The sequence below is a fragment of the Amycolatopsis sp. NPDC059021 genome (assembly GCF_042739895.1).
Taxonomy (GTDB): domain Bacteria; phylum Actinomycetota; class Actinomycetes; order Mycobacteriales; family Pseudonocardiaceae; genus Amycolatopsis.
Genome location: NZ_JBHYIQ010000148.1, coordinates 1 through 19545 on the forward strand (window position 1 = coordinate 1; position 19545 = coordinate 19545).

The following is a 19545-nucleotide window of genomic DNA, read 5'->3' on the forward strand; positions in this document are numbered from 1 at the left end:
AAACCACCACCCCCCCCACCCTCACCCACCCAACCTGACACCCTGTGTCTGGTTGTTTTGTTCAGCTGCCCCCCCCCCCGCCCCCCCGCACCCGCGGTCGCGACGACGTAGCCGCCGATGGCGACCATCGCCATCTGCATGGTGAACGGGATCAGATCCCAGAACCCACCCCCGAAGGCCGAGGCGACGCTCATCGGGGACGCGCCGATCGCGACCGCGGCCACGGCGACCACCGCCACGACGAGCAGGGCGAACACCAGCGTGTTCGGGAACCAGCGTTCGGACCAGTTCGCGGCGCGGATCGCCGTCCTGGCAAGGAAACCGGCTTTGGGCGGGGCGGCCGGGGTGGGCTGGGACATGGCAGCTCCTTTGCTGCTCGGGGCGTGGCCGGTGGTGTGGGGTCAGGCGGCGGACCGGACGACGCTGCGCAGCACGTGTTCGGCGGCGGCAAGGTCGGCCAGGCCACTGCCGACGGCCTTGAAGAGGGTGATCTGGTCAGGATCGCGACGTCCGGGGACCTCCTCGCGGCAGAGCTGACTCAGCGTGCCCGCGATCGTCGCGGGGTCGAACGTCCCGGCGGTGACGGGCTGGACCAGGTCGCCGGATTCGGCCAGCGCGGTCGGCGTGTCGATGTACACAGTGGACAGACGAAGGCAGTCGTCGTCGGCTTCGCGCATCTGCGGCCGGAAGCTGCCGATGAGGTCGAGGTGGGTGCCGGGACGCAGCCAGGCCCCGTGGATGACCGGAGTGGTGGCCAGGGTGGCGCAGGTGATGATGTCGGCGCGGCCGGCCGCGGCGGCGAGGTCGGTGACGACGTCCGCGGCCAGGCCGTCGGCGCGCAGCCGGATCACCAGGCGCTGCGCGGCCGCGGGGTCGGTGTCGTGGACCAGGACCGTGCGCAGGTCGAATCGGCCGCGGTAGGCGGCGGGGACCATCCCGCCGATGTGCCCGGCGCCGACGACGAGCAGGACGTGGCTGTCCGGGCGGGCGAGATACGAGGCCGCCAGCGCCGAGGTGGCGGTGGTACGGCGGCGGGTCAGCTCGTCACCGTCGAGCACGGCGAGGTGCTCGCCGGTGGTGGCGCTGCTGAGGATGTAGGCGGAGGACAACGCGGGACGCCCGTGTGCGTTGTTGCCGGGGAAGATGGTGACGAGCTTGACCCCGAGGTAGGCGCCGTCGCTCCACGACGGCATGAGCAGCAGGGACGCCCCGGACGCCTCGTCGAGGCTGTGGCTGTGCCGGTCGGGGGTGTGGGCACCCCGGCGGAAACCCTCGCGCAGCGCGGGAATCAGCGCGTCGAAGGGCAGCGCGCTGGCGGTGTCGTCGGCGGTGATGGTGAGCAAGGGTGCCTCCTCAGGCGTCGAGGGTCAGGTCGGTGAGTGGTACGGCCTGGCAGGCCAGGCAGGTGTTTTCGGGCAGTTCGCCGGCGGGGGCGACCAGGTGCGCGACCTGTCCGGCCAGCACAGCCACAGCGCAGCTTTCGCACTGGCCGACCCGGCAGCCGCTGGGCAGGGTGATCCCGGCGCGGTCGGCCAGTTCCAGCAGCGTGCCATCGGCCCGGCGCCAGCGAAGTGTCCGTTGTGAACGTCCGAAGTGGACATCGGCTTCGGCGTCGTCGGGGATGGCGACCGCCTGGGGAGCCGCGTGGAACTTCTCGGCGAAGATGTCGAACTTCGGGACACCGCGGGCGACGAGCCCGGCGGTGAGCTCGGCCAGCATGGCCTCCGGGCCGCACAGGTAGAAGCGGGCCCGCTGCCGGATCAGCTCGTCGTCGATGTCCTCGGCGCGGACGCGGCCGCGCGTGGTGTAGTCCCGGCCCTGACGGTCGGCGGCCGAGGGCCTGCTGTAGTGGTCGATGACGGTGAGCCGGTCCAGCCGCGCCGCGAGTGCACGGATCCGGGCGGCGAACGCGTGCGACGCCGAGTCCCGGTTGCCGTGGTGCAGCACGACCCTGGGCACGGTGCCACCGCGGGCGGCGAGTGTTTCCAGGTAGCCGAGGAAGGGGGTGATCCCGATCCCGGCGGCCAGCAGCACCACCGGGAACTCGATGTCGGCGGGGATCACGAACGGTCCATTCGGCGCGGTGACCTCGACCCGGTCCCCGACCCTGAGTCCATTATGGACGTAGGACGAGAATCGGCCGCCGTCGACGCGGCGAACCGCGACGTGGTACTCGGCGTCGTCACCGGGCTCGGCGGGTCCGGTCAGCGAGTAGCTTCGGGTGATCCCCTGGCCGTCGGTGAGCGTGATGTGCTGTCCCGGCCGGAATTCCGGCAGCGGCCCGCCTTCGACCGGAGCCAGGCGCAGTGCGCGGACGGCGGCGGTTTCGGCGGTGCTGCCGGCGAGGACGAACTCGCGACGCCCGTGCCAGTGCGCGTCCGGCACCGGCCGCACGTCACAGGCGGTGGAGCGCAGCGGGACCGAACCGCTCACCGGATCGTGATCGGCGTCGTCGACGAGCAGGTTGTAGTTGGTGCCACCGGATTGCCGCGGGTCGGAGCCGGGAAGCCCGAGATCGGGAGCGGCCTGCCACCAGCCGTACTCGGCGACGATCACCCGCGGGTCCAGCGCGGGGTCGATCCTGGCCCGCATCGTGGCCGAACCGCCGCGGGTGGAGATCGTGATCCACTGGCCGTCGGCGATGCCGCGGGCGGCGGCGAGATCGGGTGCGAGGTCGGCAGCCGGTTCTGGGAAGCGCTTTCTCAGCGAGGTGATCCCGTGATGCTGGCTGTGGCAGAAATAGCCGTTCTTGGCACACGTCAGCATGAGCGGGAAGCGCGGGTCGGGTTCGTGGTGCGCCACGTGCTCCGGGACCGCCGGGGAGCCGTGCTCCGCCAGCCGCTGCGAATACAGTTCGACGCGCCGGGTGGGCGTGGCGAAGCCGGTCACCGTCCCGTCCCCGGCAACTTCGGCGTACTTGCGATATCGAGTCTCGAGGGGAACGCGTAGCCCGCCGGGCCGCGCACGCAGGTCAGCCGTGGTCAGTCCGAGCGGGGCGAGCACGTGGTCGCGGGCGGCGCCGAGATCGCCGCCGAAGAAGTCCGCGCCCAGTCCGAGGCGGGACGCGAGGTCGAACACGATCTCGGTGTCCGAACGGGACCGGCCGACCGGTTCGACCATCCGGGGCCGGAACTGGACGTGTTCGGCCGCGCGATGACTGATCTCGAAGCCCGCCTTGACTGCGTCGTGTTCCCACGGGCTGGTGACCGGCAGGACGATGTCGGCGAAGTCCGCGGTGGGATTGGCGAACAGGTCGAGGTGCACGAAGAACTCGAGCTCACGCAGCGCGGCCGCGGTCCGGTGCGGATCCGGCTGCGACACCATGAGGTTGCTGCCGAAGCCGACCATCGCCCTGGTCCGGTACGGCTCGCCGGAGAGGATGGACCGGCACAGCGCCCTGGCGCTGACCCAGCCATTGGCGGGCGGCCCCAGCGGATGCTCGTCGAGCCCGAGCGCCTTCGCGCGTTGCCCCGGCGAGAGCTGGTCGGGGCTGGTGACCGCGTTGACCGGCAATCGGGGCAGGATGACGTTGCCGCCGGGAGTGTCGAAGGAGCCGGTCAGCGCGTACAGCGTGGCGATGGCCCGCTCGGTCTGGGTGGCGTTGGCGTGCTGGCCGACACCGGTCCACCCGTGATAGGCGACCGAATTCGCCGTAGCGAGGGCATCCGCGAAGCCCGTCACGGACGCCGCGTCGACGCCGGTGACGGCGCAGGTTCGCTCCAGCGGCCACGCGGCGCAGGCGTCGGCGTACCGCTCGAACGCGGGAACGCAGTCGACCGTCCCGGACACCGTATGGACACGGCGTTTTCCGCGCAGCGCGAACCGTTCCGGGTCCACCGCCGCGTAGTCCGTGTCGTAGGGCTGCGGAGCGCCCGCCGGCTCGTCCCACACCACGAACCCGCGCAGTCCCGGTTCGAGTTCTTCCGCGCGCAGGAACCGGCCGGTGTCGGCGCGGACCAGCAGCGGACCGTTCGACCACGCGCGCACGAACGCCTCATCGAACCGTCCACTGTGGAGCAGCAGGCCGGCGGTCCCCAGCGCCAGCGCGGCGTCGGTGCCGGGCAGCACGCGCAGCCAGTGGTCGGCGTCGCGGGCCGACGTGGAGCGGCGCGGATCGACGACGGCCAGTGCCGCGCCGTTCGCTCTCGCCTCGGCGAGTGCCGCGGACTGCGCGAGCCACGACTTCGCCGGGTTGTGTCCCCACAGCACGGCCAGGTCCGTCCCCGCGTAGTCCGGTGCGGGCATCCCGCAGCCGAAGGTGAACGCGTGGGCGAAGTCCTTGTGCCAGTTGCAGTTCTCGGTCGAATAGCAGATGTTGGGACTGCCGAAGAGCCGGATGAACCGCTCGATCCAGGCGATCGAGTCCGACAGCGGTGTCCCGCTCGGCGAGGTCACCGCGAAGGCGACGGCCTCCGGTCCGCTCTCGGCGGCGATACGGCCGAGCCGCGCGGCGATCTCGTCCATGGCCTCGTCCCAGCCGATGGCTTCCCATTTCGGGTCCGGATCGGACTTGGGCGTGGTGCGCCGCAGCGGGGTGGTCAGCCGCCGTGGGCTGTGCACGATCTCCGGCGCCGCCCGGCCCTTCGGGCACATCGCCGCCCCGGTCGGATGGCCGGGGTCCGGCCGGACCCCGGCCAGCGCGCCGTCATCGACGGTGTAGACCGCGCCGCAGCGCGACCGGCACAGCGTGCAGTAGCCCCGTACCTCGGTTGCCATAAGTTACTCCCGGGTAATCGGTCACCGGTAACCGCATACCGGTGACGTGTAAGATGCATCGCGCAGGCCGGGAAGTCAAGGACGAACTGAAGGAGCGACGCGTGGTCGAGCCCGCCACCGGGCTGGTGCAGCACACGAACCTGCGGGATCAGGTGCTGGAACTGGTCCGGCACGCGCTGGTGTCGGGCGAGATCCGCCCCGGCGACATCTACTCGGCCTCGGCACTGGCCACGCGGCTGCGGGTGTCCAGCAGTCCCGTGCGGGAAGCCATGCTCACTCTGGTCAACCAGGGGCTCATGGAACCGGTGCGCAACCGCGGGTTCCGCGTGGTCCCGATGAGCGAGCAGGACCTCGACGAGGTCTACGAAATGCGGCTGCTGCTGGAACTACCCGGCACGCTCAATGCCGCGGCCAAAATCACCGGCACCGACCTCGACCGCCTGCGCGCGCTCGCCGCGGACATCGAGGACGCCGCGGAGGCGGGCGACGTCGTCCGTTTCCTCGACGCCGACCGGCACTTCCACCTCGACCTGCTCGGCTGCGGCGGCAACAAGCGCCTGGTCACCGCTGTCGCCACCCTGCGCGACCAGACCCGCCTCTACGGCCTGGAAAACCTCGCAGAACGCGGCGCGCTGGCCGATTCCGCGCGAGAACATCGCGACATCCTCGCCGCGATCGCCGACCGCGACACCGCGCGCCTGGAGGAACTGGTCCGTGCCCATCTGCGGCACATCCGGGCCGACTGGGCGAAAACCCAGGGCTGATCCACGGTCACCGCTCCCCCGCGGTCGTTCTCACGAGCGGTTTGCCGATCGCCGGCGACGCCTGCCTGGACACACCGAATGTCGGCGTACTGATCAAAGCGCTCAGTTGTTTACGAGTGAACGTCCGCAACAGCGCCGGTTCCCAGCACATCCGGAACCGGCGCCGAGCCGATCACTCAAGCTGCGAATCTGCACCGTGCTGTCCAGCCTGCCTGGCTGGACAGCACGGTCATGCGGGGGCGGGGAACTCGGCCGGCTCCTCAACGCGTTCGCGAACTCGTGCCTCGCCCCGGTCACGTTCGACTTAGGTAACTATTTACCAGTTCGCGGGGTGCCAGGCGCCGTTGAACCACATTTCGTTGGCGTTGTCGCTGTGATGATTGCCGTCCCAGTCGCTGGGGTAGTTCTCCATGTGGGCCTTCGGATACTGCGTCGGGTCGGCGGACGCGTCGCAGATGTAGTCCCAGTTGCAGACCGTCTTGACGGGCACGTTGCCGAAGAACCTGTCGGTACCGGCCAGCGGAAAGCCGATGACGCCACCGAACGGCTCACCCGAACCGTTGGCCCCGGGAGGGCCCTGGCGCTTGGGGTCGGCGATCAGCACGGCGTTGACATTGTCGAACGTCTGCCAGTTCTCCGTGACCCACGTGTGCACCACCGCGGCGCCCAGCGAGTACCCCATCATCTTGACGTGCTGGCCCGGACACGCGGCACGTTGGTCACGGACCAGCCGGTTCAGCTCGTTGACGCCGGTCCGGGCGTTGGCGCCGGTGGGGAAACGGGCGTCGTACCCGACGTGCTGCGTCACGTTGTAAAAACCGTCGTGATCCCACGTACTGCCCGTCCCACCCACCGCGATCGAGTACGTACCCTCGCACGGAGCGGTCGCGTGCGCCGCCGGCGCGCCGACGAGAGCCTGTCCCCCTATCGCCAGAACACCGGCAACAAGAATCGAAAACCTCTTCATTCAAAACCTCCGAGCTCGATAGGCTTACGCGCCAGAGACGGTAGCGACGACCGATGAAATATCGATGACACCAGACATTTCGCCGACTGCCGGCGTCCGCGTAGCAGCAGCCTGCGGATCGGGCCACTCCCCCTGTCGCGAAGATCGAGCAGTGCACACAACACACCTCGGACGAACTCAGCGATCTCCTGGGATATAGGGGAACTCGCACGGAACGCCAACCGATCCGAGGTAGCGGCAGGCGTGGCAGCCGAGCCGCGGGCCGGGATTGCCGACTCCGCGGCGCATCAGCAGCGGCAGCCCTGCCTGGCACCGCTTGGACCGAACCGGTGACTTGTTCAGCCGGCAAAGTGGACGCAGACGTCGACGGCGGAGGTGGACTCAGTGTGGATCCGGACTTGCACAGCGCTGTCCTTGACGACGACGCCTTCGGCGTAGATTCGATCGGCACCGTAGAATTCCTGGGTCGGGTTGCCTCCACCCGCTTCCACCGCGGAGGTGACCACCGGTTGCCCGATGGTCACCGGCGCGCCGAACCATGTCACGACTGTCCCGTTTGTCACGCGAACCCAAGACGAGCTCGTGAGGTCCAAAACAGGACGACACCAGCCAACGCTCCCCGACATCCACCGTCGACAACGGAGCGCTGTGAGTAGGCGAAAGGGCCTTGCCCGGCATTGCTCGATACCGTTAGAAACGCCAAGGTTTCGACTCTTAACCAGCGTACTCAGCCACCGACAGTACGTGCTTCTGCGCGTAGCGCCTTCTGACTAAGCATGCTTACCGGAGCGTTCTCAGGGCGAACGACCGCCACCGGAGCCTGCGGTTTTCTCGCACCAACCCGAAACTGCTTCCGGAGCGTCTCCGCCGAGATCGGCCGCTGATGGCACTCACGATGCAATCGGTCTTCCACCCTCGCCCGTTCCAGCAACCCACCATCGATCCCGCCTGAACCCTCGGGCGCGGCGCGAGGCAGGTCCGGCCTCACCGCATCAGACCTTCGCACCATCACCGCCGCGTTCGCAGTTGCTGTCCCGGACGCCCGCGCCGAAACGACGGCTAGCTCCCGAAGGAGAGCAGGCCCCACTTCCGACCACCCGATCAGCAGCAACGGACCGACGGCATCGAACGCCGCCCTCCCCCAGCGTCCCGACAGCAACGGCGCAGTCACATTCAGCGCCAAGGTCGCAACACTCGCCACAAGCAACAGCCGCCCCGCCGGACGCAACACCGAATCATTCACCCCAGCCCCAGCCAGGTGACGAGTCGCGACAAGCCGGCAGCAGGCGATGATAGCGATGGGTGCGGTCATCTACGCCGACACCAGCGTGCTCCACCCCGTAGTGGACGGCCGGTGGCATCACGCCCGGCCCACGAATGGTCATCTCGCGCGCCGCGCCGCCCTTGCCGAACCGGAGGGCAGTTTCACTCGGGCGGACATTACCGTTGCACAGCTGTAACAGGGACCATGGAGAACATGCCCTCCGACCGAACCGACCATCTCCCCCTGTCCCAAATCCCCGGAGCCATAGCCGAGTTCTACAGCAACATCACCCAGCTCCTGGATTCCTTCAGCACACTGCGCCGCGAACACGGCCCCGAACAAGCGACCCTCGACCTGATCGCCGTCATCAAACCCGAAGACCGCAACTGGGCACACGTACACCTCGCCGTCGCCATCGCCGCACTCGACGAAGCCACCACACCATCCGACAGCTAGGCCACGTCGTAATTCCCGAACGCTCGCCGGCCCAGGGACCTGCGGCCTTCGAGGGAGGGCGCCAATGCCGCGCCGATGTCGGTGACCGAAATGGAGACGTGGTCGATCACATCGGGCTCTCGCGCCATGCGGCGGCGTTCGTGTGCGCGAAGTCCCGGAAGGTCCGCGCCGAGGTGCCGGTGATCTTCTCCACGGTGTCGTTGGGACGTGCTCCATGGCCCGACGCGATCGTTTCGGTCAGCTGGCGCAGTACGGCGCCGTATTCGACGGGAGCGCCCGCCGCCAGCACACCCGCGACCCAGGTCTCGCGGTCCAGATCCTGATGGACGCACGGTCGACCGGCGGCCTCGCCGATGATGGCGGCGGCCTCGGCAACGGTGAGCGCCTGCGGCCCCGTCAGGCTGTACGCCGCGCCGGCGTGCGCGGCGGGCGCGGTCAGTGTGGCCGCGGCAACGGCCGCGATGTCTTCGACGTCGATGAACGCCTCGGCGCCGTCACCGGTGGGCACGACGATCGCCCCGTTCGTCGGCTTGAGGAAGGTCTCACTGAAGTTCTGCATGAACCACGCCGGGCGCAGGATGGTGTGGGTCAGCCGAGTTCGCCTGCTCAGGTCCAGCTCGACCGCGCGAGTGGCGATCTCCTCCGGCGCGTGCTCCATCCCGTACGCGCTGAGGAAGGTCACGTGCCCGACCCCGGCCGACTCGGCCTCGTCGAGAAACAACGAGACGTCCGCGGCGAAGTCGGTGCGCATGACGGGCGCCATCAGGTAGACCCGGGCGACGGCCTCGAGCGCAGGGGCGTAGGTGCCGCGGTCGCTCCAGTCGAAGACGACGTCGGCGCCGGATCGCGCCGCCGTGCGGACCGCGATACCGCGGCCTCGGAGGTGGGAGACGACGCGGGCGCCGGTCTTGCCTGTCGCTCCGAGGACCAGGACCGTGGGCTGTGATTCGATCATGCCTCTACGGTGCTCCACCGCGATACGCCTATCAATGCGTATTGCGCTCGGATTGCAACGCGTTACGCTCACACTGTGGATGTTTTGCAGGACTATCTCGTGCGGGCTCGAGCGTCGGGTGCGGTCTTCGTCCGCACCGCGGCCCTCCCGCCGTGGGGCTTGACCCTGCCGGGCTCCATCCAGCTCTCACTGCACACGGTGCTACGTGGCCACGCATGGCTCTGGCTGGACGACGCGGCCGAAGCCGAGCAACTCCTGCCGGGCGACCTCGCGATCGTCGTCGGCGGACGGGACCACCACCTCGCGAACGAACCGAAACCCGGCACGTGCGTCCCCCACGAACTGTTCTGGGAGGTCACCACAGCCGCCGACGCCGCCGATCCTGGCGCATCCGTCTTCCTGTGCGGCGCCTACCGCCTCTCCGGCGACGTCGGCCGAGGTCTCATCCAGGCGCTGCCGCCCGTGCTGATCATCCGGCCCTCCGCCCACGACCAGGTACACGATGTCGTCGCCCTGATCTCGCGCGAACTGCAGGAATCGGCACCCGGCAGCCAAACCGTGCTCGACCGGCTGCTCGACGTTCTCCTCGTCCTTGTCCTGCGCGCGTCCTACGAGCAAAGCCCCACCGCGCCACGCTGGTACCGCGCCGCCGAAGACCCCCGGCTCGGCCGGGCGCTGCAGGCAATGCACCAAGAACCACACCGCAGCTGGACCGTCCCCCAGCTCGCACACCTGACAGCCATGTCACGCCCGACATTCGCCCGCAACTTCGAACGCGCGCTCGGGCAAACCCCGATGCAATACCTGACCGACTGGCGCCTGACCCTGGCACGGGACTACCTCCTGGCAGGCGAACTCACCCTCGAACAGATCGCCCGCAAGACCGGCTACACCTCACCCAACGCCTTCGCCGCCGCCTTCCGCCGCCACCACGGCATGCCACCCCGCCGCTGGCGCGAAGCGAACACGCCCGTACCCGGATAGCCCAGCCACCGCACGGAACACGAAGACGACCAGCAGCCTGACCCGCTCCAGCAGAAGGTATGTCGTGCTTGCTCCCGTACACGGTGGATCAGCGCAGTAGACGCGGCGACGAGCGATACCCGCGACGACGATAACCATATGCATCGGCCTGACTACTCTATGAATCTGCTTCGATGAGGCGGACCCCGTGCTGCGGGACTGCCCGGAGATGGTGTGGGCTGCCGGAACGCGCGGAGTTCCGGTGGCAGCGATTTGATTTCGGTGACCAGTTGTGCCGTCTTGGCGTGGGTCGCGGTTCAGGTCCGGTAGGTGAGGTCGGCGGCCTGGACGAAGCCGCGGACCAGCGGGTTGCGGCTGGTCTTCGGCCAGGCCACGACGATCTCGCTCGGCGGGCGGCCGGTCAGCGGGACGACGAGCAGCCCGGCGGGCAGTGGCTGGTCGACCGGGGCGAGCGCCGATGTCCCGTTCCACACGACCGCTTGCACGCATTCCTGGATGGTGCGCATGACCGGCGAGGCGTCGTCGTGCGCTCCGCCGGTCCAGTAGGCGATCCACACCGGGTCGGCCCCGTCCGGCAGCCGGACCCACCGGCGGCCGGCCAGGTCGGCCGCCGACACCGAGCGGCGGCGGGCGAGCGGGTCCTCGTCCCGCACCACCACCCCGACCGGCACCGAACGCAGCACGTGCGTCCGGATCCCGGTGCTGTCGAAGGGGGTCCGGGTCAGTGCCACGTCGACCAGCCCGGCGCGCAGTCCCGCCGTCGGGTCGCCGAGATCGGCTTCGTGGATGCTGACGTTCACGTGCGGGTGGCGTTCCCGGAACAGCGGGACCAGCCGCCCGCCGGCGTGCTCGGCCGTGTCCGCGAGCGTGCCGATCGTCAGGTGCGCCGCTCCCGCCGCGGCGGTCACCCGGCCGGGAATCCGGTCGGCCTGCGCCAGCAACGCGACGGCTTCGTCGTGCAGCACCGTCCCGGCGGCGGTGAGCGTGACGCCCCTCGGGGTGCGCTCGAACAGGGTCACGCCGAGTTCGTCCTCGAGGTGGCGGATCGCCCGGCTCAGCGGCGGCTGCGCCATGTGCAGGCGGCTGGCGGCCCGGCCGACGTGGCGCTCCTCGGCCACCGCGACGAAGTACCGGAGCACGCGCAGATCCACCCCGACACGATACCCGTGCGGTATCGAACCGACGAAAACGGTCTTGGACCCGCAAGCGGCCCCGCGCCGAGAATCGGAGGCGGAAATCCTGAAACGAAGGGAAAAACCGATGTCCGTTTCGAAGCTCAAGATCGGCTGTTTCCGGTACGACACGACGCGGCCGTTGTTCGACGGGACCGTGCCCGGCGACAACCTCGAGTACACAATGGACACCGCCGCCACACTGCCGGAGATCTTCGAACGGCTGATTCGCGGGAACGAGTTCGACGTCGCCGAACTGGGCCTGACGTTCCACCTCCGGCTGCTGGAGCCAGATTCGCCGTTCGTGGCGCTGCCGATCTTCCCGAACCGGGTGTTCCGGCATTCGTGCGTCTTCGTCAACACCCGGTCGGGGATCACCGGACCCCGTGATCTCGTGGGCAGGACGATCGGGGAGTTCGGCACCTACGGCCAGGACTCCGGGGTGTGGGCCAAGGGAATCCTGCGGGACGAATACGGATTCGAGCCGGCACGGAACCGCTGGCTGATCGGCGGCCTGGAGCATCCCTCCGCGCCCTTCGGGTTCATTTCCCACCCGCACCCGGAAAACCTCGAGGTGTCCGAGGTCCCCGAGGGAAAAACGCTGAGCGCCATGCTCGACACGGGCGAGATCGACGCCTTGTTCTCCGCCAACGTCCCGCAGTGCGTGCTCGACGGATCCTCGAACGTCGCGCGCCTGTTCCCCGACTTCGAACCACTGGAACGCGACTACCACCGGCGCACCGGGATCTTCCCGATCATGCACACGATCGTCGCCCGGCGAGACCTCCTACAGGAGCACCCCGGCCTTGCCCGCGACGTCTACCGCACCTTCACCGCGGCCAAGGACGCGGCCGCCGACCGCTACCGCCACGACCGCAGGCTCTACCAAGTCCCGACCATGGTCCCGTGGATGCACGCGCTGGTCGAGCACAACAACGAGCAGTTCGCCGGGGACTGGTGGCCCTACGGCATCTCAGCCAACCGTGTCACACTCGACACGTTCCTGCGCTACCACTACGAACAGGGCCTGTCCTCGCGACAGTGGAAGGTCGAGGAGGTCTTCGCACCGGAACTGCTCGACACCTGACCAGGGGAAGCGGGCCATCTGCGGAGGATGCAGGATTCGAACCTGCGCGGCACTCGTCACGCCGGCTACCGTTTTCGAAACGGCTGCCTTTCCCGGCTCGGCCAATCCTCCCTTGCACAGCAGGCTTCCTGTGTGCTGTGGTGACTACACCAACCGGGAAAGTACGGATCGGGCGGGCGTGTGCTCACGGTGCTGGCCCCGCCGCCGGGCGGGGCCAGGTAACGGCCGGGCCGGAGCCGGGTGCTCAGGGGTTGATCTGCTTGGCGTCGCTGCCGCCGCTGATGGCGATCTTGCGGGGCTTGGCCTGTTCGGCGATCGGCACCCGTAGCGTCAGCACCCCGGCGCCGTAGTGCGCGGCGATGTTGTCGGCGTCGAGGCTGTCACCCAGGAACAGCTGCCGGGAGAACACTCCACGGGGCCGCTCGGACACCTGGACCTCGGCGCCCTCGTCGTAGCCGGGGCCGCGTTCGGCCTTGACGGTGAGCACGTTGCGCTCCACGTCCAGGTCGATCGAGTCCGGGTCGACGCCGGGCAGGTCGAACTGCACCACATACTCGTTGCCCGACCGGTAGGCGTCCATCGGCATCACCGCCGGCCTCGACGCGGTGCCGTTGGCGCCGAAGAACTGCTGGGTCAACCGGTCCAGCTCCCGGAACGGGTCGGTCCGCATCAACATGACCATCCGCCTCCATTCTCCTTCCCTGTGCGCCGCCCCCGGCGTGCTGGGTCGGGCCGAGCGGCGGCTCAGTCAACCTGTTCTCAATCTTGCTAACGACCGACTCAAGTTTTCTGTTCCCATGGCCGCAAATTTGCGGGCTGCGTGCTGCCCGGTGGGACCGTCACGCATCCGGCCCCGCCGCCACCCAGGCGACGGGGCCGGACCCAGCTCGTATGGAAGGAAAGTTGTCGAGAACACTGCTGCGCATGCGACCACTAGTGGATCGCCTGGCGCCCGCCCCGGCCCGTCGCGTCAACCCGGGCGGGCTTGCCGCGAGGATGCGCCGCGAGACGCGGGGCCGGGACTATCACCACGGTTCCTCGGCCGTTGGTCGAAGCAGGCGGCCCCGCCCGGTGAGCGGGCCACGAGACGGGGCGGGCTCCAGGCACGACCAGGTATCACCTGCCCTTCGTTGTCACCGTCGCCTTCGCTGAACACAGGGCACACCGGCCAGCGGAGGGGAACGCTGCCGGTGCCCGCCGCACCTCTTCGGCGGCACGCTCACGAGACGGGGCGCCGACGAGGCAACGCGGGGTGGACCGCCCGGTCGCCGCGGGCTCGCGGAGCCTGGCCGCGGCCTCGGCGGACACGGTGGGAGCATTCCGAAGTTCGCGGCCATGATCGCGTCGAACTCCGCGCGCAGCCAGGCCGCGTCGGCGCAGACCAGATCGGCGAACCCGCTGGCCGCCGCCTGGCGCGTGGTGTCCGGCATCGTCGATCACTCCCCGGCAACGTACGTCGTGTTCGACACCAGGTCATGTACCGCTACGTATTTTCTATAGCGCTCACTGGAGACTATGTCAACCATGCGAGGGAGATAATCTGGGTGGGTGACAGGGCGAGGGTGGCTCATGCGGCGCCCCGGTCGCCAAGCGAGGCATGGCCGCTGACTTCCGGCTCCCGGGGATCAGACATGCGCTCGCCCGCAGAACAGGAAATCTATGCTGACGGGGGTAGACATTCAACCGCGGTGGGGTGTAGCCTTCTTCTTGTTCGGAGAGAGATAACGTCGGATGGCGCGGGAGATGACGTAACTGCCCGCGAAAGACAGGTAGCACCGCCGTGCGGGACGGAGCCGAGTACGCAAGGGGTTCCGGCCGGTGGCGGACCCGGGGCCGGGTAGTGAAGACGAAGCAGTAGCGGCCCCGGTGCGGCAGGCGCGGACTTGTACGAGTGTCCGCGCGAAGTGATGTCAGTTCGCAGTATGCAGTGAAGAAGACGGGCGGATGCGGGGCCGAGCAGCACAAGGGCCCCGCATTCCCCAGCGACATCAGGCGTGCTGGGACCGATCTCGGTAAGGGGTTCCGGCCGGTGATGATCGCAGCAGTACCGAGTACGAGAGAAACACAGGAAAGAAGGGATAGGGCACATCATTGGATCGCCCGCCGCGGCTGGGCAGTAGCGCCGCGCGGGTACCGCAGTCCCATCGGATTGGAAGGTGGTTCTCGGTTACGACTCAGCGATCCCCGCACAGTCCGCTCTGCAGGCGGATGCGGATACAACAGTCCGGCATGGATGCCGGTCGGCAATGATGAAACCCAACCCCTGGGACCCCGGGTGCCGTGCACGGCACCCGGGGTCCCTTGTGATGTGGAGGTGGAATGATCCCTGACCAACACGACCCGGCCGTTCCTGGTGGCAGCGCGGACAAATTCGACGACGAGGACTACCCCGCCTACACCATGGGCCGCGCCGCGGACATGCTCGGCGCGAGTCAGAACTTCTTGCGCAGCCTGGACGAAGCCGGCCTGATCGAGCCGCAGCGCTCAGCCGGCGGGCACCGCCGCTACTCCCGCCGCCAGCTGCGGATCGCCGCGCGGGTGCGGGAACTGGTCGACCAGGGCACCGCCATCGACGCGGCGTGCCGCATCGTGTCCCTCGAAGACCAGCTGCACGAAGCCCAGCAGCAAAATTCCAGTCCCCAGCGCGCAGACTGACACCGTGGGTGTGCCGCCCTCACCGGCGGTACACCCATAACGGCTCGAGGAAAAACTGGAAACCGAAGAAGCCATCCACCGCGTCGGCACCGGCGCCACACTGGAATGACCACCCCGGCCGACGCGCTCGACCTCACCGCGCGCTCGCCAGCGTCAGGCGATTCACTCCGGTGTGCCGGGCATCGCCGAGGCGTCGAACGAGAGCAGTTCCCAGCTGTGGCCGTCCGGATCGTCCACAGCACGGTTGTAGAGCCAGCCCATGTCCTGAGGGGGACGCGGCTCGGACCCGCCCGCCTTCACGGCGGCGTCGGCCAACCGGTCGACGTCCTCCTTCGACTCGGCGGGCAACGCGAGGATCGACTCGATCGCACCGGAGGCGACCGGCCGCCAGGTGAACCGGGCGAACTGCTCGTGCGTCATGAGCTGCACGATCACCACCTCGCCGAGGGCGACCTGAGCAGAAGTCTCGTCGGTGAACTGCGGGTTGAGCACCCCGCCCAGCGCCACGTAGAACGCCGTGCTCGCGTCCAGGTCGGTGACCGGCAGGTTGACAAAGATCTGCGTGAAAGCCATGGGTACTCCTCGGTTCTTGTGGCCGGGCCTTCCGGCTACAAGAACCTATGGCCGTACCTCGACCTCGGTCTTGTACAGCAGCGACACCATCTCGAGGGCATCGGGCCGCCGCAGTTGCGTCGCCGTCCGGCCGACGAACCGGGTCAGCGACCGCGCCAGATGTGGCTGGTCGTGATACCCGACAAGATGCACGACCTCGGCCGCGGCCACGCCCTGCCGCAGCAGCAGCGTCGCCTGCCGCACCCGCTCGATCTGCCGGATCATGCCTTGCGTCAGGCCCGTGGCCGCGGCGACCCGGCGCTGCACCGAGCGCGGTGTGACCAGCACTGGCCGCTCCCCGGCGACGACGTCGGTCACCAACGGGTCCCGCACCAGCAACCCCGCCCGGACCAGGCGCTCCACGAACGTCTCCGCGTTCTCGTAGGTGGGGATCTCCCACTCGCTGCCTTGCAGCAGGAAGGAGCGCGGCGTCGTGTACGGGCTCGACACGCTGCCGTCCACAAGCCCGCCCACGGGCAGATTCCGCAGGAAGGCACCGTGCCGGAAGATCACGCCGAAGGTGCTGCCCAGCCCGTCACCCAACGGCACCACGGTGGGCCGGGTCTCGGGACCGCGGACCGAAACGGTGGTGACGCCGTCGGACGCCCAGACCAGCAGCTCCCAGTTCGAGTTCACGACCGACACCATGCGCTCCGGCGCGAAGCCGCTATGCCCACCATCCGGAGCCACCCGATACACGCCCTCGACATAGGGCGAGTCCGACAATCGGTACTCCAGCCCCGAAATGCCCTCCACCCGGTCGAGCGCCACGTCCGGCATCGTAGCGCGCAGCGACTAGCGCGTCTGACAATGTTTCGGTCCAGGCGGCTACGGCCTGCAGGACCACCGCAGATCGGCAGACGATGCACCACTGACTGCAGGTGATCCACCGAGAGACCATGGTCCAGCTCCAGCGTGCGGACCGATCATGGCGACGGCAACGGCGGCCCTGGATTGCTCGGTGTGGTCGAGTTGGTCGAAGCCGTGCCGGCCGTCTGGCACCTGGATCACCTCGAGGGCCGCGTTGGCTTCGTTGGCCGCGGCGATGAACGGCGTTACCGGGACCGGCTGACGTGCGAACCACAAAGGACTGACACACGCCGTCCATCACGACTATCCACAAAGGACATACGGAGCCGGCCCGGCGCGCACGGTGACACCACTGAGGAATCCGGCCACACCGGCCCAGCCGGTACAGGGCGAGCCGCCGTGCCCCGCGGTCCCTTCCTTCCTTTGGACTACTCCCCTGCTCCGGCGCGGAACCCGTCCTGCGGTACCACCGGAACCTCGGCCGCCCTACGCTGCGACCGCCCGGCCGAAGGCCGGTGACGCGGCGGCCCTCACACCGTCGCCGTCCGGATGTGAAGGGACGCCATGTTCGCCATCGCCGCCGCTGTGCTCTTCGCGCTCGCCTTGCTCCTCGAACTGATCGACACCAGCCTGGGACGCCTCGTCACGACCACCACTCTCACCACCGCGGGCCTGCTGTGCATCGCACTGCACCTGTCCGGTGTCGCCGCCGACCGCAGGGCATGGCGCAGGCGCCGATAGGACGCACGGCTTGCCGGCTCGGGGCCGCGAGGAATTCCCCGCGGCCCCGTCGCTTCACAGTGCCGAAAGAACCGCGTTACGCAGCAGGCGGGACATGGCGGGGTCGTAGGCCAGCGCTCCGTTGAAGCAGAGCGAACCGACGCTGAACACCCAGCCACCCTTTCCCTTGTCCCAGAAAACCATGTCGGAGCCATGGTTCTGGGTACCGTGGGCGATTCGGCGCACCCCTGGCAGCAGCGGCCCCGCGCCGTCCATCGCGTCGACCTCCCAGCCACTGGCGGCGAAGTTGTACCCGGTGTGGCCGAACGTGTCCCCCGGTTTCAACCCCGTGCCCTCCAGGAACGGGTGGTCGGTGTCCACCTGGTAGGGCGCGAACTCCATGAAGGAGGCACCGTTGTAGGCCACCCCGAACACGGACGACTCCGGCCGTCCCTGGTCACGCCACAGCCATCGCTGGCCGGAGGTGTTGCGGTGCAGCACCGCCGAGCCGTCGGAGCTGAGATCCACACGTTCGTACATCCCGTTCCCGCCGGTGTACACGACCTTCCCGCCGTTGGCGAGGTAGGTCTCCACCCGTTCCCGCATGGTCGGTGTCCAGTACTCCGGGTGCGACGCCAGTATCAGGAGCCGGTAACCGTTCAGCCAGGCGTCCGGGGAGTGCAGGTCCAGATCCTGGTAGCAGTCGTAGGCGATTTCGTTACGCGCCAGCCACCGTAGGAGGAACAGGTCTCCGTAGAAGCGGACGTCCATGTGCCCCGGCCCCTCGATGTAGGCGTTCGCGAACGGCCTGCGGGTGGTGAGGGTCCGGCGCCGGGGGTGCTCGTCCCAGCTGTACTGGAAATGCCCGCCCCAGTGGTTGTAGGCGTTGTGCGTCAGGAACGGCAGCAGCACGGCCACCTTCTCGACCGGTTTGGCAGGCCGGACCACCAGCGGGATGTACCGGCGCATGCCGTGTGGTCCCGTGAGCTGCACGACGTGGAAGCCGGACTTCGCCCCGGCGGGAATCGTCAGGGAGAAGCTGGTGCGCCAGCCGCACCCCGCCGACCGGTAGTTCGGCTGGAGCTGTTGCAGGCCCCCGGCATGCGCGGAGACGGGGAGCACGACGGTGCCCGGTAACGGACCCTCCAGCCGGAGCAGGCTTGCCTGGTAGGTGTCCGCCGACGTGGACACGGACACGTCCACCTTGTCACCGGGCCGTGCCGACCACCGGTCGGCGTACCCCTGCAGGTTCGCCGTCCTCGTCACGGTGAATCCGGTGCCGACAAGACGTCCCGCGTCGGCGGTCCAATCCGGGCGTGCGGTGGCGTCCACCGTTTTCCAGTTCCGTAACCGGTACCAGTGCAGCTCGTGGTCGGGACCGACCGGCTCGGAACGGTCCACCCACACGCAGTAGAACGTGCCGGCGTCGGCGAAACGCTCCACTGTGGACCCCCACTCCCAGCCGCTGCCGATGCCGATGGGACGGCCGTCGTTCGCCCAGGCGCCCGGCCCATTGCTCCCGTCACCCGCGAGGTAGCGGAACCAGTCGAGGGTGGCGCCGTGCCGTACCCCGTAGATGACGCCGTCCCGGTCCGCCATGTTCAGGTCGTAGTCACGGCGGCCGGTGGCGATGAGGGCACCCTGGCCCCCGTTGGCCCAGGCGCCGGGTCCGTTGGTGCCGTCGCCCGCGAGGTACCGGAACCAGTACAGGTCGCCGTTCGGGTCGACGGCGTAGATGACGCCGTTCCAGCCACCGAACACGGAGCTGAAACCACCGAAACCGCGGTGGATCACGGCGTTCGTGTTCGCCGCCCAGTATCCCGCCCCGGTGTTCGGATCGGTCAGCACCCAGCGATGCCACCACAGGCTGCCGTCACCGCACAGGCCGAACAGTTGCCCGGTCTCGTCGGCCAGCAGGCTGGTGTGGATCTGCCAGCCCGCGCCGATCTCCCTGCCGGTTTCGCTCGCCCAGTTCGCGCTGCCGTCCTGCCAGCCGAGGTGCCGGAACCATTTGAGACGACCGTCCGCCTGCAAACTGTAGATGATCCCGTTTCCACCCGGGACCATCTGTGTCTGGCTCTGTTCCCTGTCCTGGCCGATCGCCCTCGCCGGGGAAAGGGGACCCGTTACGGCGGGGAGCAATGCCGCACCGCCCACTACGGCCGCACCTTGTAAAATCCGCCGCCGATTCCACTCGTTGTTCATTTCTTGCCCGCTTCGGCGAGTGTGGGTTGTTCGGTGGTGTTGGTGATGATGCGGTTGGCGGTGTTCCAGCCGGATCCGGTGACTTGGTAGGTGTTGAAGGGGCCGCCGCCGGGGTTGGTGGCGCGGTTGTTGGGGAAGTAGCGCAGTTCGCCGCCGGGGGTGGTGGAGAGCAGGTCGG

General features: G+C 68.6%; 18 protein-coding genes and 1 tRNA gene. 6 read left to right on the forward strand and 13 right to left on the reverse strand.

Features of this window, described 5'->3' with window-relative positions; translation table 11 throughout:
* The 3 genes from ACFWX1_RS44880 to ACFWX1_RS44890 form a co-directional block, all read right to left on the reverse strand.
* The coding region (locus ACFWX1_RS44880) for a TIGR00366 family protein (protein WP_378396046.1) at positions 1-359 on the reverse strand (359 nt) is incomplete at its 3' end.
* A 42-nt stretch (positions 360-401) separates the two neighbouring features.
* Entirely contained in the window at positions 402-1343 is a 942-nt protein-coding gene (locus tag ACFWX1_RS44885) for an ornithine cyclodeaminase family protein (RefSeq protein WP_378396047.1), read from the reverse strand.
* Positions 1344-1353: 10 nt separating this feature from the next.
* Positions 1354-4716, reverse strand: coding sequence for a molybdopterin-dependent oxidoreductase (locus ACFWX1_RS44890; protein WP_378396048.1), 3363 nt, complete (start codon positions 4714-4716; stop codon positions 1354-1356).
* Between the two features lie 101 nt (positions 4717-4817).
* Between ACFWX1_RS44890 and ACFWX1_RS44895 the strand changes: the two genes are divergently transcribed.
* The gene (locus ACFWX1_RS44895; RefSeq protein ID WP_378396049.1) at positions 4818-5480 is read left to right on the forward strand and encodes a GntR family transcriptional regulator; all 663 of its coding nucleotides are present in this window, start codon (positions 4818-4820) and stop codon (positions 5478-5480) included.
* A 316-nt stretch (positions 5481-5796) separates the two neighbouring features.
* On the opposite strand, the gene ACFWX1_RS44900 is transcribed toward ACFWX1_RS44895, so the two are convergent.
* Together ACFWX1_RS44900 and ACFWX1_RS44905 are read right to left on the reverse strand one after the other, a co-directional pair.
* Positions 5797-6288 carry a cutinase family protein gene (locus tag ACFWX1_RS44900; RefSeq protein WP_378396050.1) on the reverse strand — a complete coding sequence of 164 codons (492 nt, stop codon included), beginning with the start codon at positions 6286-6288 and terminating at the stop codon, positions 5797-5799.
* A 497-nt stretch (positions 6289-6785) separates the two neighbouring features.
* A complete protein-coding gene (locus tag ACFWX1_RS44905) occupies positions 6786-6992 on the reverse strand; it encodes a hypothetical protein (RefSeq protein WP_378396051.1) in 207 nt (68 codons plus the stop codon).
* A 932-nt stretch (positions 6993-7924) separates the two neighbouring features.
* On the opposite strand from ACFWX1_RS44905, the gene ACFWX1_RS44910 reads away from it, so the two are divergent.
* Positions 7925-8167: a hypothetical protein gene (locus ACFWX1_RS44910; RefSeq protein WP_378396052.1), complete on the forward strand. Its 243-nt coding sequence runs from the start codon at positions 7925-7927 to the stop codon at positions 8165-8167.
* Between the two features lie 106 nt (positions 8168-8273).
* Here the strand turns inward: ACFWX1_RS44910 and ACFWX1_RS44915 are convergent, their stop codons facing one another.
* Positions 8274-9122: an NAD(P)H-binding protein gene (locus ACFWX1_RS44915; RefSeq protein ID WP_378396053.1), complete on the reverse strand. Its 849-nt coding sequence runs from the start codon at positions 9120-9122 to the stop codon at positions 8274-8276.
* A 75-nt stretch (positions 9123-9197) separates the two neighbouring features.
* On the opposite strand from ACFWX1_RS44915, the gene ACFWX1_RS44920 reads away from it, so the two are divergent.
* Entirely contained in the window at positions 9198-10106 is a 909-nt protein-coding gene (locus ACFWX1_RS44920; RefSeq protein ID WP_378396054.1) for a cupin domain-containing protein, read from the forward strand.
* A 296-nt stretch (positions 10107-10402) separates the two neighbouring features.
* On the opposite strand, the gene ACFWX1_RS44925 is transcribed toward ACFWX1_RS44920, so the two are convergent.
* Positions 10403-11257: a LysR family transcriptional regulator gene (locus tag ACFWX1_RS44925; RefSeq protein ID WP_378396055.1), complete on the reverse strand. Its 855-nt coding sequence runs from the start codon at positions 11255-11257 to the stop codon at positions 10403-10405.
* 109 nt (positions 11258-11366) lie between these two features.
* On the opposite strand from ACFWX1_RS44925, the gene ACFWX1_RS44930 reads away from it, so the two are divergent.
* On the forward strand, positions 11367-12365 hold the full coding sequence (locus ACFWX1_RS44930; RefSeq protein ID WP_378396056.1) for a 4,5-dihydroxyphthalate decarboxylase: 999 nt from the start codon (positions 11367-11369) through the stop codon (positions 12363-12365).
* Positions 12366-12386: 21 nt separating this feature from the next.
* Here ACFWX1_RS44930 and ACFWX1_RS44935 read toward each other — a convergent pair.
* Positions 12387-12476, reverse strand: a tRNA-Ser gene (locus tag ACFWX1_RS44935).
* 133 nt (positions 12477-12609) lie between these two features.
* The gene (locus ACFWX1_RS44940) at positions 12610-13041 is read right to left on the reverse strand and encodes an Hsp20/alpha crystallin family protein (protein ID WP_378396063.1); all 432 of its coding nucleotides are present in this window, start codon (positions 13039-13041) and stop codon (positions 12610-12612) included.
* Between the two features lie 1643 nt (positions 13042-14684).
* On the opposite strand from ACFWX1_RS44940, the gene ACFWX1_RS44945 reads away from it, so the two are divergent.
* Complete coding sequence (locus ACFWX1_RS44945; protein ID WP_378396057.1) at positions 14685-15020, forward strand: MerR family transcriptional regulator; 336 nt, start codon at positions 14685-14687, stop codon at positions 15018-15020.
* A 162-nt stretch (positions 15021-15182) separates the two neighbouring features.
* On the opposite strand, the gene ACFWX1_RS44950 is transcribed toward ACFWX1_RS44945, so the two are convergent.
* Both ACFWX1_RS44950 and ACFWX1_RS44955 read right to left on the reverse strand, forming a co-directional pair.
* The gene (locus ACFWX1_RS44950; RefSeq protein WP_378396058.1) at positions 15183-15593 is read right to left on the reverse strand and encodes a VOC family protein; all 411 of its coding nucleotides are present in this window, start codon (positions 15591-15593) and stop codon (positions 15183-15185) included.
* Positions 15594-15638: 45 nt separating this feature from the next.
* On the reverse strand, positions 15639-16403 hold the full coding sequence (locus ACFWX1_RS44955; RefSeq protein ID WP_378396059.1) for a helix-turn-helix domain-containing protein: 765 nt from the start codon (positions 16401-16403) through the stop codon (positions 15639-15641).
* 603 nt (positions 16404-17006) lie between these two features.
* On the opposite strand from ACFWX1_RS44955, the gene ACFWX1_RS44960 reads away from it, so the two are divergent.
* Positions 17007-17183 carry a hypothetical protein gene (locus ACFWX1_RS44960; RefSeq protein WP_378396060.1) on the forward strand — a complete coding sequence of 59 codons (177 nt, stop codon included), beginning with the start codon at positions 17007-17009 and terminating at the stop codon, positions 17181-17183.
* A gap of 54 nt (positions 17184-17237) precedes the next feature.
* On the opposite strand, the gene ACFWX1_RS44965 is transcribed toward ACFWX1_RS44960, so the two are convergent.
* Both ACFWX1_RS44965 and ACFWX1_RS44970 read right to left on the reverse strand, forming a co-directional pair.
* The gene (locus ACFWX1_RS44965) at positions 17238-19367 is read right to left on the reverse strand and encodes a N,N-dimethylformamidase beta subunit family domain-containing protein (protein WP_378396061.1); all 2130 of its coding nucleotides are present in this window, start codon (positions 19365-19367) and stop codon (positions 17238-17240) included.
* A partial coding sequence (locus tag ACFWX1_RS44970; RefSeq protein ID WP_378396062.1) for a hypothetical protein occupies positions 19364-19545 on the reverse strand: 182 nt, incomplete at its 5' end. The genes ACFWX1_RS44965 and ACFWX1_RS44970, both read right to left, overlap by 4 nt.

Bases quoted from the DNA above. Each gene is read 5' to 3' on its own strand.
- ACFWX1_RS44910 (WP_378396052.1), top strand. From the start codon at position 7,925: ATGCCCTCCGACCGAACCGACCATCTCCCCCTGTCCCAAATCCCCGGA.
- ACFWX1_RS44930 (WP_378396056.1), top strand. From the start codon at position 11,367: ATGTCCGTTTCGAAGCTCAAGATCGGCTGTTTCCGGTACGACACGACG.
- ACFWX1_RS44940 (WP_378396063.1), bottom strand. From the start codon at position 13,041: ATGTTGATGCGGACCGACCCGTTCCGGGAGCTGGACCGGTTGACCCAG.
- ACFWX1_RS44965 (WP_378396061.1), bottom strand. From the start codon at position 19,367: ATGAACAACGAGTGGAATCGGCGGCGGATTTTACAAGGTGCGGCCGTA.
- ACFWX1_RS44945 (WP_378396057.1), top strand. From the start codon at position 14,685: ATGATCCCTGACCAACACGACCCGGCCGTTCCTGGTGGCAGCGCGGAC.
- ACFWX1_RS44960 (WP_378396060.1), top strand. From the start codon at position 17,007: ATGTTCGCCATCGCCGCCGCTGTGCTCTTCGCGCTCGCCTTGCTCCTC.
- ACFWX1_RS44890 (WP_378396048.1), bottom strand. From the start codon at position 4,716: ATGGCAACCGAGGTACGGGGCTACTGCACGCTGTGCCGGTCGCGCTGC.
- ACFWX1_RS44950 (WP_378396058.1), bottom strand. From the start codon at position 15,593: ATGGCTTTCACGCAGATCTTTGTCAACCTGCCGGTCACCGACCTGGAC.
- ACFWX1_RS44915 (WP_378396053.1), bottom strand. From the start codon at position 9,122: ATGATCGAATCACAGCCCACGGTCCTGGTCCTCGGAGCGACAGGCAAG.